This is a genomic window from Flavobacterium sp. YO12, assembly GCF_004119495.1.
GTDB lineage: Bacteria > Bacteroidota > Bacteroidia > Flavobacteriales > Flavobacteriaceae > Flavobacterium.
Genome location: NZ_NRQU01000014.1, coordinates 1 through 17,145 on the forward strand (window position 1 = coordinate 1; position 17,145 = coordinate 17,145).

At 32.8% G+C, this 17,145-nt stretch carries 14 protein-coding genes; 5 read left to right on the top strand and 9 right to left on the bottom strand.

The features are described 5' to 3' along the window. Positions 1 to 122 precede the first annotated feature (122 nt). Both BOW55_RS06355 and BOW55_RS06360 read right to left on the bottom strand, forming a co-directional pair. Positions 123 to 662, bottom strand: coding sequence for a 3-hydroxyanthranilate 3,4-dioxygenase (locus tag BOW55_RS06355; RefSeq protein ID WP_129023455.1), 540 nt, complete (start codon positions 660 to 662; stop codon positions 123 to 125). A 109-nt stretch (positions 663 to 771) separates the two neighbouring features. Further along, entirely contained in the window at positions 772 to 1,866 is a 1,095-nt protein-coding gene (locus BOW55_RS06360; RefSeq protein WP_129023456.1) for an endonuclease/exonuclease/phosphatase family protein, read from the bottom strand. A gap of 211 nt (positions 1,867 to 2,077) precedes the next feature. Between BOW55_RS06360 and BOW55_RS06365 the strand changes: the two genes are divergently transcribed. The 4 genes from BOW55_RS06365 to BOW55_RS06380 all read left to right on the top strand — a co-directional run bounded on the left by BOW55_RS06365 (position 2,078) and on the right by BOW55_RS06380 (position 5,751). Then, a complete protein-coding gene (locus BOW55_RS06365; RefSeq protein WP_129023514.1) occupies positions 2,078 to 2,977 on the top strand; it encodes an LD-carboxypeptidase in 900 nt (299 codons plus the stop codon). A 145-nt stretch (positions 2,978 to 3,122) separates the two neighbouring features. Next, a complete protein-coding gene (locus tag BOW55_RS06370) occupies positions 3,123 to 3,494 on the top strand; it encodes a YraN family protein (RefSeq protein ID WP_129023457.1) in 372 nt (123 codons plus the stop codon). A gap of 117 nt (positions 3,495 to 3,611) precedes the next feature. Beyond that, the gene (locus BOW55_RS06375) at positions 3,612 to 4,268 is read left to right on the top strand and encodes a hypothetical protein (RefSeq protein ID WP_008466087.1); all 657 of its coding nucleotides are present in this window, start codon (positions 3,612 to 3,614) and stop codon (positions 4,266 to 4,268) included. Positions 4,269 to 4,407: 139 nt separating this feature from the next. After that, complete coding sequence (locus BOW55_RS06380; protein ID WP_129023458.1) at positions 4,408 to 5,751, top strand: IPT/TIG domain-containing protein; 1,344 nt, start codon at positions 4,408 to 4,410, stop codon at positions 5,749 to 5,751. Between the two features lie 70 nt (positions 5,752 to 5,821). Here BOW55_RS06380 and BOW55_RS06385 read toward each other — a convergent pair whose 3' ends face one another. The 4 genes from BOW55_RS06385 to BOW55_RS06400 all read right to left on the bottom strand — a co-directional run bounded on the left by BOW55_RS06385 (position 5,822) and on the right by BOW55_RS06400 (position 11,153). Beyond that, positions 5,822 to 6,376, bottom strand: coding sequence for a DUF5683 domain-containing protein (locus BOW55_RS06385; protein ID WP_129023459.1), 555 nt, complete (start codon positions 6,374 to 6,376; stop codon positions 5,822 to 5,824). A gap of 112 nt (positions 6,377 to 6,488) precedes the next feature. Next, the gene (locus BOW55_RS06390) at positions 6,489 to 7,001 is read right to left on the bottom strand and encodes a hypothetical protein (protein WP_129023460.1); all 513 of its coding nucleotides are present in this window, start codon (positions 6,999 to 7,001) and stop codon (positions 6,489 to 6,491) included. Positions 7,002 to 7,168: 167 nt separating this feature from the next. Further along, a complete protein-coding gene (mfd, locus tag BOW55_RS06395) occupies positions 7,169 to 10,534 on the bottom strand; it encodes a transcription-repair coupling factor (protein WP_129023461.1) in 3,366 nt (1,121 codons plus the stop codon). Continuing rightward, a complete protein-coding gene (locus BOW55_RS06400; protein ID WP_089053670.1) occupies positions 10,527 to 11,153 on the bottom strand; it encodes a hypothetical protein in 627 nt (208 codons plus the stop codon). Before BOW55_RS06400 ends, mfd begins: the two co-directional genes overlap by 8 nt. Positions 11,154 to 11,464: 311 nt before the next feature. On the opposite strand from BOW55_RS06400, the gene BOW55_RS06405 reads away from it, so the two are divergent. Beyond that, on the top strand, positions 11,465 to 12,403 hold the full coding sequence (locus BOW55_RS06405; RefSeq protein ID WP_089053669.1) for an L-threonine 3-dehydrogenase: 939 nt from the start codon (positions 11,465 to 11,467) through the stop codon (positions 12,401 to 12,403). Between the two features lie 45 nt (positions 12,404 to 12,448). Here BOW55_RS06405 and BOW55_RS06410 read toward each other — a convergent pair whose 3' ends face one another. The 3 genes from BOW55_RS06410 to BOW55_RS06420 all read right to left on the bottom strand — a co-directional run bounded on the left by BOW55_RS06410 (position 12,449) and on the right by BOW55_RS06420 (position 16,933). Further along, positions 12,449 to 13,147 (bottom strand): IS1 family transposase, encoded by a 699-nt coding sequence (locus BOW55_RS06410; RefSeq protein ID WP_129023462.1) that lies wholly within the window; start codon positions 13,145 to 13,147, stop codon positions 12,449 to 12,451. Between the two features lie 208 nt (positions 13,148 to 13,355). Then, positions 13,356 to 15,236, bottom strand: coding sequence for a M1 family metallopeptidase (locus BOW55_RS06415; RefSeq protein WP_129023463.1), 1,881 nt, complete (start codon positions 15,234 to 15,236; stop codon positions 13,356 to 13,358). A 62-nt stretch (positions 15,237 to 15,298) separates the two neighbouring features. After that, entirely contained in the window at positions 15,299 to 16,933 is a 1,635-nt protein-coding gene (locus BOW55_RS06420) for a S8 family peptidase (protein WP_129023464.1), read from the bottom strand. Positions 16,934 to 17,145: the final 212 nt, after the last annotated feature.

The following is a 17,145-nucleotide window of genomic DNA, read 5'->3' on the forward strand; positions in this document are numbered from 1 at the left end:
ATATCATTTATGATACAAATATACATCAAAAACAACATGAAACACTTTTTTTGAATGAAAATTCACCAAAAAAAGCCGACAAATTTAAAAATTTGTCGGCTTTCATACTTAATATCAATCCGTTATTTTTTTGCCGTAAATCTAGGATCGGTTTCCATTACAGTGCCGCATTTATCACAAGTTCTTAATTCTTCAGAATTGTAAAAATGCTCGAAGTGCGGAAGAAAGTCTTTCTCTATATTATGCAGTTCAAAAAACACTTCGTATAGTTTATGATTGCAGTTATCACAATGCCATAACAATCCATCAGTGTATCCTTTTCCTGCTCGTTTACGTTCAATTACCAAACCTATTGAACCTTCGGAACGAACTGGAGAATGCGGAATTTTAGCGGGATGAAGATACATATCGCCAGCATTCAGCTCCATTTCCTTGCGCTCGCCATCTTCTTGAATTACCACTTTTATACTGCCTTCTAATTGATAAAAAAGCTCTTCGGTTTCATTATAATGATAATCTTTTCTTGCATTTGGCCCTGCAACTATCATTACGATATAGTCACCTGAATCTACGTAAAGGTTTTTATTTCCAACTGGCGGCTTTAATAATTGTCTGTTTTCTTCAATCCATTTAGTAAGATTGAACGGTTTTGCTATCGCCATTTTTTTCAGAATTTATAATAGGCTAAGATACTAAATTTGTAAAGACACACTGCAGTACGTCTCATAGGTTTTAATCATAGGAATGTAGACGCACTGCTGTGCGCCTCTACTATTTCTCCCGTATCAAATAAATATAAACTGGAAAATGATCACTAAAACCTGCTTGCTCTAGTGTATTTCGCAACGGATATCCTTTATACTTCCCAGAGGTTTGAATTAAATACGGTTTATTAAAAATTCCTGCTTTCCAAAATTTAAATGTAGAAAAATCTGAACTTATCAGAGATCCTGTCATCATAATTTGATCAAAAATATCCCATGAATCTCTAAAAGCCAAAGTTCCCATTCCTTTCTCAGCCATTTCTTCAAATGGATTAAAAATATCAAGTTCTCGAACTTCCGCTTTTTTTGCCTTTGCTCCTAAAGCTGTTTTAATACTTTTATTGAAAGGACCATCATTTAAATCTCCCATTGTAATTACTTTCGCATTTGGATTTATTTGTTGCAATGAATCTATAATCTTACGATTTAATCTTCCCGCTGCTTCACGAAATGTACTGCTTGCTTTTTCTCCTCCTGATCTCGAAGGCCAATGATTGACAATAATATGAATCTCTTCCTCTTCAAGAAAACCAGTAATTAAAAGCTGATCTCTTGTGAAAATCCTGTTTTTAACTTCCGTTTTAGTTTCGATATCTCCTAAATCTTCATTTTTATCTTCCTGAATAGCGGCTTTCTTTTTATAGATAAGCAACGGAATGTTAGCAAACGATGTTGGTCTAAAATATTTCTTTTGATACAAAAGCGCAACATCAATACCACGTTGGTCGGGCGAATCAAAATGAATAATTCCGTAATCAAATCCAGCTATCTTTTCTTGTTTTATCAAATCTTCGAGCACACCTCTATTTTCAACTTCGGAGCATCCTAATAAAACAGGTGCATTAGAATTTTCTGGTGTTCCAATTTCTGAAATAACTCGTGAAAGGTTTTTTAGTTTTTGATCGTACTTTTCTTTTGTCCAATGTTGAGCGCCAGTTGGTGTCCACTCATCATCATTTGTACTTATATCATCATAAATATCAAAAAGATTTTCAAAATTGTAAAAAGCAACTGTATGTATATTATATTTTTTTGATTGAGCTTTTGAAATAAAAATTACAAAAAAGGCAAGTAAAAAAAAGTGAAGTTTAATAATTTGCATAACTTTAAAAATTAAAGTGCCAATTTAAATAAAATGTAAGAAAATTCAATATTTTTATTTTGAATAATTATTATATTTGTTAATTCTATAACTAAAAAACCGCAGAAGAATTATGAAAAGCCAGCCCACAATCTTAAAATATTTTAACTACACTAAACTGGCATTTCTTATTTTTGCTTTACAATCATTTACCTGTCAATCTCAACAAAACATGATAACACCGCCTTATTTACAAAAAGGAGATACTGTCGCACTTTTGGCAACAGCCCGAAAAAACATCGATGACAATTTAAAACCAACTATAGATTTATTGCGCAGCTGGGGTTTAGAAGCCGTAATAGGCTCAACAATCGGGCTTGATTTTAATCAGCTTGCGGGTACAGACGAGCAGCGTGCTGCTGATTTTCAAAAACAATTAGACAATCCAAATATTAAAGCAATTTGGTGCGTGCGCGGTGGTTATGGAACGGTTCGAATGCTTGATTTGTTAGATTTTACAAAATTCAAACAACATCCAAAATGGGTTATTGGCTTTAGTGATGTTACTGTTTTGCATAACCATTTAAATACAATGGGTTACAAATCAATACATGGTATTATGCCGGTTACAGTAGCTCGCGCAACTCCGGCAGCAGTCAGTTCGATGAAAGCCAGTTTGTTTGGTGAGCCGCTTTCTTATACAATTGGTCCAGATAAAATGAATCGTTTTGGTAAAGCTACAGGCGAATTGGTTGGTGGTAATTTATCTATTCTTTACAGTTTATTAGGTTCCCAATCAGCAATTGATTGTAGGGATAAAATTTTATTTATTGAAGATCTAGATGAATACTTATACCATATTGACCGAATGATGATGAATTTACGTCGTAATGGCTGCATCGAAAATCTAAAGGGCATTATGATTGGCGGAATGACTAAAATGAAAGACAATGAAGTGCCATGGGGTAAAAATGCATTAGAAATTATTGACGACGTTACTAAGAAATATAATATCCCAGTAATCTTCAATTTTCCTGCAGGACACATTCAGGACAATAGAGCTTTGATAATGGGAAGTACAATTTCTATTGATGTCAATGCAGCTGGAAGTACCGTTACTTTTCAGAAATAGCACTATTTAATATTTAATAAATACCACATTAAAATCTCGCAAAGACGCGAAGTTGCAAAGGATAATTAAAACTTTGCGACTTCGCGTCTTTGCGTGCAAAAAACTTGAAACCTGAAACTTCGAACTTGAAACTAAAAACTAAACTATGGCAGAACACAATGAACTTGGCAAAATAGGAGAAGATCTGGCTGCTGCATATCTTGAGGAAAATGGCTATAAAATCTTAGAACGAAACTGGACTTTTCAAAAAGCAGAAATAGATATTATTGCCCAAAAAGAAAATATTTTAGCCGTTGTTGAAGTGAAGACAAGATCAAGCTTAGATTTTGGATCTCCGCAAGATTTTGTTAAGCCAAAAAAAATTCAACTATTAGTAAAAGCAGTAAATGCCTACATAAACGATAGGGAAAAGGATTTTGGAAGTGATTTAAACATTCGTTTTGACATCGCCGCGATCCATAAAACGCAGGAAACATTTGCAATTGAACATTTTACAGATGCTTTTTATCACTTTTAACATAATTTTTTATTGTTATAATTCTAACAAATTGTTTTTTTATTTATCTTTGTAGAGATTTATAACATAAATTAACTAAACCAACCCAATTAAGTTACAAAAAAAAGAAAAAAAATTATGAAAACCGTTTCTTCAATCGTCGAAAATTACATTAAAACAAAACCCTTTTTATTGAACGCGTTATCGCTTGGAATTATCAATTTAACATCTCTTTCTCGGAACATAATGACGGAACTAGAAAGTGAATTTGGTAAGGAAGTAAAACAAGGTGCTGTTGTAATGTCTCTGAAACGACTGACTGAAGAATTGGATTTTAAATTAAATCATAAGATCAATAAGGTCATTAAAAACATAGGCGAAATTACTGTAAGATCTGAATTGACAGATTACACTTTTGCGGCTTCAGAAACTGTTTTAAACAAACAGGCTGATTTAATTTCTGATATTAATGCCTTATCTGATATTTTTTATACTTCGTCTCGTGGTGTAAATGAAACTAATATTGTGGTGAGCAGCAGTGTAAATCATTTAGTTGAAAAACACTTTATGCGCGAAAAATTAATTCAGAAATTAGACAATCTGGCTTCTATTACGGTAAAATTACCAAAAGAAAACATCGTGGTTCCTGGTATTTATTATTTCATCTTTCAGCGTTTGGCTTGGGAAGGAATAATCATAAACGAGGTAATTTCGACTTCAAATGAATTTACTATTTTAGTTGGTGAAGATCAAGTTGATGTTGCTTTTAAAGTAATTAAAGACTTAAAAAACTAATTAAAAACTATACAAACACAAAAGGGGCGCATGATGATGCGCCCTTTTTTATTAGGAAAAAATCTGAGTGACATCCCGAATTTTGATATTGCTTGGGAATTTCATTTATTTACATCAGAAAATTAATCCTAAAAAAACCATGAAAAAAAAACTACTCCTATTATCAACCCTATTAACCGCAGTGTTTTTTGTTTCCTGCTCAAGTGATAATTCCGGAGATACCCCGCCTCCAGTTGTAGCGCAACCGTTACCTATTACAATTTCAGCTGCTTCTTCTGAATTTCTTATTCCAGGAGAAAATCTAGAAATTACTGGGACCAATTTTGTTAATAAAGACTATCCAACCAAAATCTTTATTAATAATACAGAAATAACTCCAAAAGAAATTTCAAATACTAAAATCACTTTAACAGTCCCAACTGACTTAACAACAGGAACAAATACTTTAAAACTACAAATTAACTCTTTAAACAGTAGTCCTATCAGTTTTTTTACTATGACGAAAGGATGGAATAAATTAACTATTCTTGGGAATGTAGACATCCAATCCTCCAGCGCTCTTGAAAGCAGTAACACTATATTCTCATATATAAATAGTATTACATCTAATGATGGAAGTTTTTCTGGAGCAGCAGCAAAATTAGCTGTAACACCTAGAGGCTATGAACTAGTTAGAATCAATCAGTCAGGAAATTACGGTGATTTTAAAATGGTTGACGAAAAAACAGGTGTTTTAACAAATACTGGTGCCGCATTTTTTACTGATAATGTTTTTGAAACACACAAAAAAGTCAATGTTGATCTATCCTTTAGTCCAGCTATTAACGGTTTAAAAGTAGGTTATCTAGACAGCAAAATCTGTATTCTTACTACTTCAATAAGCGGTCAAATCTACACGACAGACAAAGGATCAACAATTATTAAAAATGACCCTCCTATTTGGGCGGCAAAAGTGGGTACTGGTGGTACTAGTATCAGTGCTAGATTAGGAATCTCTGCCTATGGAAAATCTGTATCTGATAACAAATTCTATCAATTGGGTGTGCTTTACGATCCAAAAAAATATGGTTCAAATAATCTAAAAAATGCAATCCTACAGTCTGAAACGGGTTACAACAACTGGATTGTAAAAGACACCATTTCTAAACAAGTCGACTCAAAAATATATCCAAACACTTATAAGTTTGCAAACATCAATAGAATATTTGGAATAAACAAAACGGACAATACTTTAATGGCATCTACTGATATGCTGCAAACATGGAACGTTGTAAAAACGAATGTAACAGCTTTCTTTCTTAGAACTGATACACAATGGTATATCCAGTCGGGAGATAAATTATTTGTTACAAAAGATTCTGGTGCAACATGGCAAGTAGAATTAGAGTTGCCTGCTGGTTCTGTTGTTAATGACATTGCTTTTTCTAAAACTAAGATTATAGTTTCTGGAAACAAAGGTTTACATTACGTAAAATTTGAATAATAATTAGATTTTTATTTCATTAAAAAATGGCGCATGAAAATTCATGCGCCATTTTTTATGTTAAATATTTTTAAAATGAATAATTGAGAGCAATTCCAAAATCATTTTTTAATACCAAATCATTATTAGTTAATACCGGTTTAAGTGCCAATTTTTCGCTTACATTAAACTGCGACAAGGCAGCATCAATATTTGCATCAATAATGTTTAAAACATAAAACCCGACCATGAAAAGCGCTGATAAATCTCTGTTTCTTTGAAATTGTTTTTGAGCCGAAAGTAGCTGACTGTCACTTAAGTTCCCCAAATAATCTGAATCACTTTTGTTTCCAGCAAGTCTGTTTTTATATTCGTCTCTGTAAATGTTGTAATTTTTTTGACTATCTAAATAAAAATAGGCGCTGGCACCAATTGCTCCATATACCAACGGAAGCTTCCAGTATTTTTGATTGTAAATCTGTCCTAAACCAGGCAAAATAGCCGAATAAAATGCCGCTTTGGCAGGACGAAGAGGATCGATTGCTTCTGCTTGTAAAGAATCGTTTTCAATAGTTTTATTTTTTTTCTGAGCGGATATTGAGGTTAATCCAAAAAATAAAAACAGAATAATAAATTGATAGTTCATATAAAAGGTTTCTCTGAATTGATTTTCAAAGAAACCTTTTTAGTTCTAAGATTTTTCTTAAATAAAAGATAAAGAAAACTTAATAATTTTTACCACGAATTAGCACGAATTTTTATTTTTCAATTTTTAATTCAGGATAAATATCATCCTTAGTATTTAAAATTAAATCTGGTCCAAATGACTTCAAAACATAATCACTTTCTGTTTTTTTATAGTAGAATTTTGCCGATTTAGATTTTTTAAAATTAAACTCATTATTGAAAAGCTCCTGATCGTTAAAAAACTTATTTTGCGATTTTAATTGTCCGAGGCTATCTGGATATTGACTGTTTTTACTTTTATAAAATTCTAACTCTTTTACAACTTCGTTTAACTGATGCTTTGTAAGTTCTACAAGTTGTTTTTTATGTAAATCACTATGTTCTAAAAGAAACCAAAATAATGGAGTAAAAAGAACACTAGCTAATCCTATTATTTTCATCTTTAAATCTTTTCTTTTAAAACCATGAAATAACAGAATTCCGCCTGTAACCAATCCTAAATTTGGAAATAATCCAGTAAAACCTAAACGATATAGTTTTTGTGAACTGATTTTATCAAAAAATGTTTTCTTATCAGTATTCATAAAATCATGAGCAACTTTAAAAATGGTGAAATAAATTACTAAATTTCTTGTTTAGCCCCGATAGGACTGGAAATCCTTTTGTTCCGGGGTTCGGAACAAAAGATTGCAAGGGATAGCCGGACTGATCGTCTTTTGAAACAAGATCTTTCTGCTTCTGAAAATTAAAATTACTCTCCCAACATCTCCATCAACTCCAAAGCTCTTTTAGTCGATTTTACATTGTCAAAAGTCAATAAAAGTCGTAAGCCGTTAGGTGTTTGTTTTTCTTTCATCGTACAAAGATTACTGTGGGTTTGCACAAACTTTATTACTTTATGAAAACGCTTTGATTGATAATAATCTGATTGTTGATCAGAAACAAAATAGCCAATCATTTTACCTTTTTTCATTACCAATTTTTCAATTCCTACTGCAGTAGCAATCCATTTGATGCGAATACTATTCATCAATGCATTCGCACGCGGAGGCATTGGACCAAAACGGTCAATTAATTTATTTTGAAAAACAATTAATTCTTCTTCGTTTTTCACAGAACCCAATTCGTTATACAAACTCAAACGTTCGGTAACATTATTGATATATTCATCAGAAAATAACAACTCAAAATCCGTATCGATTTGTAAATCTTTTACATATTCTTTCGTTTCAATATCGTTCTCTTCAGGATATAAATCTTTAAATTCGTTTTCCTTCAATTCTTCAATGGCTTCGTTCATGATTTTTTGGTACGTGTCAAAACCTATCTCGTTGATGAAACCGCTTTGTTCACCGCCTAATAAATCTCCCGCTCCACGAATTTCAAGATCTTTCATTGCGATATTAAAACCACTTCCCAATTCGCTGAACTGTTCCAAAGCCTGAATACGTTTTCTAGCGTCTTCGGTCATGGATGAATACGGCGGACAAATGAAATAACAGAATGCTTTTTTATTGCTTCGACCAACACGGCCGCGCATTTGGTGCAAATCTGATAATCCGAAATTGTTGGCATTATTGATAAAAATTGTATTGGCATTTGGTACGTCCAATCCACTTTCGATAATTGTAGTTGCAACCAAAACATCAAAATCACCGTTCATGAAACCTAACATCAATTCCTCGAGTTTAGCACCGTCCATTTGTCCGTGACCAATTCCAACTCTCGCATTTGGAACCAAACGCTGGATCATTCCTGCGACTTCTTTTATATTTTCAATTCTATTATTGATGAAGAAAACCTGTCCGTTTCGCTGAATTTCATACGAAATTGCATCACGAATAATTTCTTCATTAAAACCAACTACATTTGTTTCAATAGGATATCTATTAGGCGGAGGCGTTGTAATTACCGATAAATCACGCGCTGCCATTAATGAAAACTGAAGCGTTCTCGGAATTGGCGTTGCTGTTAATGTCAACGTATCAACATTGGCAGCGATGGTTTTGAGTTTGTCTTTTACGTTAACTCCAAACTTTTGTTCCTCATCGACAATCAATAAACCTAAGTCTTTAAAAACGACATTTTTGTTTACTAATTGATGCGTTCCAATAACAATATCAAGTTTCCCTTCGGCTAAATCTTTTAACGTCTGTGTTTTTTGTTTTGCGGTTCTAAATCTATTCAAATAGCCAATTGTAACTGGCATATCTTTTAATCGTTCTGTAAAAGTTCTATAATGCTGATAAGCCAAAATAGTGGTCGGAACTAAAACTGCCACTTGCTTACTGTTATCGACAGCTTTAAAAGCAGCACGAATTGCAACTTCCGTTTTTCCGAAACCAACATCGCCACAAACCAAACGATCCATTGGGCGATCGCTTTCCATATCGGCTTTTACTTCTGCTGTCGATTTAGTTTGATCTGGAGTATCTTCATAAATAAACGAACTTTCTAATTCGTTTTGCAAATAACTATCCGGTGCAAACTGAAAACCTTTTTCTAATCTTCGTTTTGCATACAACTGAATTAAATTGAAGGCAATATGCTTAACTCGCGCTTTGGTTTTTTGTTTTAAAACTTTCCAAGCGTTCGATCCAAGTTTATAGATTTTTGGAGGCGTTCCGTCTTTTCCGTTGTATTTAGAAATTTTATGAAGCGAGTGAATGCTTACGTAAACAATATCATTATCGGCATAAACCAATTTTATGGCTTCCTGCGTTTTACCTTCGACTTGAATTTTCTGCAATCCACCAAACTTTCCAATTCCGTGATCAATATGCGTAACATAATCGCCAACAGAAAGTGCTGTTAATTCTTTTAGCGTAATATTCTGCTTTTTCGAATAGCCGTTTTTAATGTTGAATTTATGATAACGCTCAAAAATCTGGTGATCTGTGTAAGCGGTTATTTGATTTTCTTCGTCAATAAAACCTTGATATAAAGGAAGTACAATTGTATTATATTGCTTTCGGATATTCTCTGAATTGGCTTCATCTAATGATTCAAAAATATCGTGAAAACGTTTTGCCTGTGTTTCGTTTGAACAGAATAAATAATTTTTATACCCGTTAAAATGATTGTCGCTCAGATTATTCAGCAATAAATCAAATTGTTTGTTGAAAGATGGCTGCGGCTGAAAATGAAATTCGAACTTTTTAGTTGTCTTGAAAATTGGTTTTGAAGCCAATTCGACAATCGAAAAATCTAAAGCTCGCTTAATAAACGAAGCTTGGTTTAAGAATAGCTTTTCTGGTTCGGCGTGTTTTATTTCTTTGGACAATTTCTCAAAAGCTTCTTCTGCTCTTGCAAATTGTTTGTCTAACTGACTAAAAAGTCCGTCTGTATTTTGAATGAAAAGAACTGTTTTTTCGGCAATATAATCCAAGAAACTTTCGCGATTTTCCTGAAAAATCTTGTTTTCGACATTCGGGATAATAGTGATTTTTTTATGCGTTTCTACAGACAATTGGGTTTCAACATCAAAACTTCTGATACTGTCTACTTCGTTTCCAAAAAACTCTATTCTGTACGGATGATCGTTTGAGAAAGAGAAGACATCTACAATTCCTCCACGAACCGAAAATTCTCCGGGTTCTGTAATAAAATCGACTCTTTTAAATTCGTATTCAAACAAAACTTCATTGATGAAATCAATTGAAATTTTATCATTTAAAGCTACTTTTAAAGTGTTTTTATCAAGTTCTCTTCTCGTAACCACTTTTTCAAAAAGTGCTTCTGGATACGTAACAATTACAGCTGGTTTTTTTCGAGAATTGATTCGGTTTAAAACCTCAGCACGAAGTAAAACATTCGCATTATCTGTTTCCTCAATATGGTACGGACGACGAAATGAAGCGGGATAAAATAAAACATCTTGCTCGCCAATCATCTGCTCTAAATCATTCAAATAATAAGCAGCTTCTTCTTTGTTGTCTAAAACAATCAAAAAAGGCAATTCTGTTTTCTTAAAGACAGAGCGAACTATAAATGAAACCGCAGATCCTAACAATCCGCTAAGATTCATTTTTACCTGATTTCCCTCCAGTAAACTTGTGGCAATCTGCTGTGCTTTTGGCAAATTGTCATAGGTAGTATATAAAGCGTTTTTACTCAACTTTTGGTGCGTTTTGATCTATGTTTTGTATTGGTGACAGAGGTGCGCTTGAACTTGGAATGGCACGCGTCGTATCTAACATTTTTAAAAAATCCTCTTCTCCTTCTTCTTTTGGAATTTTATTTTTCTCAACAATTTTATCCATTTGTCTTTCTAAAGAAACTAATTCTTTATTAATTTCTCCAATTAAAAAAGCGACTTTATCATCTGGTATTTTACTCAAATGAATAAACAAATCCAACATTCTAACTTTTGTAATTAAAATTGAGATTCGGCTTCTTATTTGAGGCAGATTAAATTCAGCAGGAATATTATTGTTTAAAGCCATTGCTTTTTTTGAAATGGCAGTAGATTTTTTCTGAAATGCACCAATAGTTTTTCTTGGCTTATCTCCGATCTCTTTCATAAAATCACGCCATTCTGTCCAGGCTCTTACATTTTGTTCCGAAATTTCATTGATTGGCTCATCAATAAAAATCCATGCTTTATTGATGTTATTAAAAATTTTTTCATTCTTTTTAGCTTCTTTTGCATTTTCAGCTTGACGCTTTTCGTCTTGGTTTTGGCAAGATTGAAGCACTAAAATCAAAAGCAGAAATACTGCTATTTTATATTTCATTTCATAAAATGTTAGATCGCAAAGTTACAAAGTAAATTTACAATTACGAATTCTGATTTTTGCTAAAGATTCTATAAATCAAGGTTATTTTTTTATCATCGATTTTAAGTGATAAACTCATTTTCTACAGGATTTATTATCCCAAAAAAGCCTTTAAAAAAACACTCAAAAAGCACAAAGACACATTTCTTAAACAGAGAATTATCCAACAAACAAACTTTTTTGTTATTGAATTTATAAATTATGATTCTAAAAAACGTACGTAATTACGAAAACGTTATATTTGTGTCTCTAAAAAAAACCATCTAAAAATGAATCCAAAAATATTAATCATTGGCGCTTGCGGTCAAATTGGGACTGAGCTGACTCAAAAATTGCGCAAACTTTACGGAACCGAAAATGTAATCGCTTCTGATATTCGAAAATTAAATACGGATGTTGTTAATTCAGGTCCTTTTGAAGTAGTCAATGCTTTAGATTTTAATCAAATTGAACATCTTGTTGAAGTTCATAAAATCACTGATGTTTATTTGATGGCTGCGCTTTTATCTGCAACTGCCGAAAAAAATCCAGCATTTGCATGGGATTTGAATATGAATTCTCTTTTTCATGTTTTGAATTTAGCGAAAGCAAAAAAGATTCAGAAGATTTTCTGGCCTTCGAGTATCGCTGTTTTTGGCCCTACAACTCCAAAAGAAAATACTCCTCAATATACCGTAATGGAACCTTCGACGGTTTACGGAATTAGTAAACAGGCTGGTGAAAGATGGTGTGAATATTACCATAATATTTACGGCGTTGATGTTCGCAGTATACGTTATCCTGGTTTAATCAGCTGGTCTACTCCTCCGGGCGGCGGAACTACTGATTATGCTGTTGATATTTTCTATAAGGCTATTGCCGATAAAAAATACGAATGCTTTTTATCATCAGAAACTAAAATGCCAATGATGTACATGGATGACGCTATCGATGCTACTATCAACATTATGAAAGCGCCTGTTGAAGAAATAAAAATACATTCGTCATACAATTTAGCAGCTATGAGTTTTACTCCAACTGAAATTGCGGCTGAAATTAAAAAGCATATTCCTGATTTTGAAATCACTTACAATCCTGACTTCCGTCAAAAAATTGCGGACAGCTGGCCGGCAAGTATTGACGACAGTTCTGCAAGAGAAGATTGGAACTGGAAACATACTTTTGATCTTGAATCAATGACAAAAGATATGATTGAGCATTTGAGTTAAAAAAGACTTTTTAACTCCTAATATTAGTTGTGCTGATTTTGCAGATTACGACCAAAAATAAATCTGCAAAACAGCCAATAAAATGCTCTTATTTCTGCTAAAACAAATCGTTTTTCGATTTAGTCTCTTTAAATGAGTGCGCAATGAAAGATTTCTACGTTCGATAGCATTAGTACCAAACCTAGTTGTTTTATGAATTGATTTTTCAATAAGATATTGATATTGTTTTAATTTATCTGTAAAAATCATTTTTGGATTTGACAATTTAACTGTATCTAAAACAACATTCAAAGTACGATTGCTTCTATTTCCTATATTTAGACTAACAACTTTTCCTGTTTCTCTCTCCAAAGCATAAACAATCCAGATTAATTTATTTTTTCGCTTTATAAAAGTTCGCAATTCATCTACTTCATAAATCTTTCCCAAACTTATACTTGGCTTTTTTATATTTCTCGCAATCAAAATTATGCGTTTAAGCAATGTTGTTGTCGAAATCTTTAAAACCCTTGCAGTACTTCTAATTCCTAATCCTTCTTTAATAAAAATAACAATATAATTGTCAATGTAATTCTGATAAGCATTATATGTGTAATTATGTATAAATCTTTTATGGCAATTTTTACAAAAATACTGTTGCTTTTTATTTTTAGTTGTCCCATTTTTTATGACTTTATTTTCTTTACAATGAGGACATAAATTTTGATCACTAACTTTGAAACACGAAGTATAACTTTCCATCATTTTATACATTTTAAACCTTTTTAAAACTAACAGAGTAGAACAATGTTGTTCTACTCTGTTATTATTTCATCTCATCCAAACTAACGTTTTCATTATTTATATTGCCTAGAAAACTTCATCACTAACTTTGAAACATTACCGGTTAAGCAAAAAAAATCCAAAGCCAGAAACCAGCTTTGGATTTTTTTATTTGTAAATTTTTGAATCTTTACTTCACTTCAAAAACATTATTTGTCTGTTTCACATCAGCCATTAATCCGCTTGGATCAATAGTGATTTTTTTGATTGCGGTTTTGTTTTTGTCAATTGTAAAACTATAGTTTTGCTGTGCCCAAGCCCAGTCTTCTAAAACTGTTCTTTTTTCGTTTGGATTTGGATTTGGTTTGATAAAATTCATCATTCTCAACGGAATGTAGAAATTCTCAGAAGTTCCATCAGTATATTCTACTTTCAAATCAATTGGCATTGGCATTCTTCCTATTCTTTCTAATGAAACTGTTGTTTTACCTGCATTATCTGCAACGTCTTTAATTCCGTAATCAATTGTATTCGTTGTTTGTGCCCAATCTATTAAATACCAGTCTAACTCAGCTCCAGAAACTCTTTCAGCTGTTCTTTTAATATCATTTGGAGTTGGGTGCTTGAATTTGAAATCGTTGAAATATCTTTTTAAAGTTTCATCAACATTATCTTTCCCTATTACATATTCTAACTGCGATAAAAAGATACTTCCCTTTACATAAGATGAAATGCTGTAAGGTCTGTTTTCGTCATAACGATCTCCGTGAGTTGTCTGCGATTGTTCTTTTCCAGAATTTACTAAACTGTAATACGCTTTGTAATTTCCTACAAAAGGATTTACTTCTTTTTTATCTCCTTTTAATTCGTTCAAAGCACTGTCTTCAATGTAAGTTGTAAAACCCTCGTCCATCCAAGGATGTTTTGACTCATTTGAAGCTAAAATATGTTGAAACCATGAATGTCCTAATTCGTGAGTTGCTGTTCCTAAAATTCCTTCAAGAGTTCCATTTCCAAGCATTAAAGTACACATTGCATACTCCATTCCGCCATCGCCGCCTTGAATAAACGAGTATTGTTTGTACGGATATTGTCCAACTCTATGATTGTAATAATCCATAACTTTTACCATTAATGGCTCTAGCTGTTTCCAGTTTGCAACTGTTTTTGGATTATTTTTGTAAAAGAAATGCAAATCGACATCGTTTGGTCCTTTTACAATATCATGAGTATATTCTTTATCAGCAGCCCATGTAAAATCGTGAACATTTGGTGCGATAAAATGCCATGTTAATGTTTTTGTTTTTTTAGGATAAACAACTGTTACGCCAGCATCTTCGTAACCGTGACCAATTGTATTTTTGTCTTGCAAATATCCTGAAGCTCCAAGAGTATATTCTTTGTCGATTGTAATTTTAACATCAAAATTACCCCAAACTCCGTGAAATTCTCTCGCTATGTATGGATCTGCGTGCCATCCTTCGAAATCAAATTCGGCTAATTTTGGGTACCATTGTGACATTGAAAGTTCAACTCCTTCAGAATTATTTCTTCCTGCACGACGAACCTGCACCGGAACTTGTCCTTCAAAATCTAAAGTAAAAGTAGTTTTAGAATTTGGCAAAATTGGTTTAGGCAAAGTCACTTCCATAATAGTTCCTGAAACTCTTGTTTGCGCAGCAACACCATCTTGTTTGAAATTTGCGATTTTTAAATACCCTATTTCATTTGGTTTTAAAGTTTCAATACGGCTTTGTTTTACTTCTTTTCCATCAGCTCCTTTTACTTTGTTTACCATTCTTCCGTCTGGATCTTTGATAAAATGCAAACGAGCATCCATCTCACTTCCTGGTTGAAAAGCATTTAAAAATAAATGATAAAATACCTTTTTTAAGGTATCTGATGAATTATTGGTATAAACCAATTCTTGTTTTCCTTTGTATTGGTAGTTTTTAACATCCATCGCAACCTCCATTTTATAATCGGCGTGTTGCTGCCAATATGAAGTGTTTTGTGCAAAAGCTGGACTTAAACCTAGGCTCAGAAAGGAAAGTAAAATAATTTTTCGCATGATAATTACAATAAAAATGGAAGAGCTGCCGTTCTTCCATTGGATTAGGTTTTATTTATTTTTTATTTCTTCGACATCTTTTCAGCCATCAATAAAGCATTATAGGCGTTTACCATTTTAGCCGTTTTTGATGATTCTACAGAAGAAACCGCTACAGGTTTTTCATCTGGATTTGGATTTTCACCTAAAATAATCTTTGAAGGAAGTGCAACTCCAGAGTCCATTAAAATATGTTTTACCTGAGATGCTTTTAGTTTTGGATAATACGAACGAATTAATGCCGCAACTCCTGCTGCATTTGGAGCCGCCATTGAAGTTCCTTGTAAATATTTGTATTTATTGTTTGGAACTGTTGCGTAAATTTCTTCACCCGGAGCAAAAACGTCAACGTTTATTTTTCCGAAATTTGAAAATGGTGCAACAACAGTTTCTCCGTATTCTTTATTAATTGCTCCAATTGTTATTACGTTGTCTGCAAACTCTTTAATGTTATCTTGAGAATCGTTTGGATAATTGATGTTTTTGTTTTCATCGATATTGTAACCGTCGTTACCTGCCGCATGAACGATTAAAACGTCTTTTTTTGCTGCGTACTTAATAGCATCGTAAACCCAATTTTTATGCGGAGAGAAGCTTTTACCAAAACTTCCGTTAATTATTTTTGCACCATTATCAACAGCATAACGAATTGCTAAAGCAATATCTTTATCGTACTCATCTCCATCAGGAACGGCTCTTACTGTTAAGATTTCAACATTTGCAGCGACACCGTCTCCGCCTAAATTATTACCACGAACTTGTGCAACGATTCCCGCTACGTGAGTTCCGTGTAATGCTTTTTCTTTGTCTGGACCAAAAACAATGTTATTTCCGTAATACTTGTTTTTGATATCTTCAGGATTATCACCTACGATTTTTCTTCCATCATAATCTTTATTCAAATTATAATTTAATTGATCGTAAACTTGCTCTTTATATTCTCCAAAATCAGCTTCTGGATCAAATGTTGGACCTGCATTTGTAAATATTTGCGTCATGACCCTTTTACTTTTCAAAACATCTGGATTTGCTGAAGTAATTGTACTTAGATCCTCTATTTTATATGTTGTTTTGTTAAGTTCTTTTTGAATTGTATTATGAAAGCCTAACAACATGTCTACTTGTTCTTTGTCTTTTAAAGCTTTTTCATATTTCTCCGTATACTGTGCTAAAGCTTCTTTGTATTGAGCAGAACCATCATCGCCTTTTTTAACGATACGTGTCATTTCAAGATTTTCATGAACAGCGTTTCCAAGGAAATTCCATCCGTGAACGTCGTCGATAAAACCGTTTTTATCATCGTCGATTCCGTTTCCTGGAATTTCTTTAGTGTTTGTCCAGATCATTCCTTGCAAATCTTCGTGTTCAATATCAACACCAGAATCTACAATTCCTACAATAACTTTTTGACCTTTTTTTCCTTGTAATAGTTCAGCGTAAGCCTTATCAACACTCATACCCGGAATAGAATCTTTGATTAAATCAAGATGACTCCATCTTTTTAGTTCGTTCTCGCTGACTGGTGCTTTTTTAACAACTGTTAATGGCGCTTTAATGAATTCTTTTGAAGTTGAAACTTGCGCTTGCAAAGTAGCACTACAGCCTGCTAAAACAAGTAATGCAAAAGCAGATAATTTAAGAGGTTTTATATGACTCATGTATCTAAAAATAATGTATAGTTAAAAGATGGGACTAAATTATGATTTTTTGTTACAAAAAACTAACCATTAACACTGTGTTATGATTTTTTGAAAACATAAAAACACATGCTAACCTACTTCGTTTCAAATGATTTTACCCAATTTGATTCAGAAAAAATATTCTAGTTTGTATGCTCTTTCTTTAGATTTAAAAAAAACTTTTTTTCTTT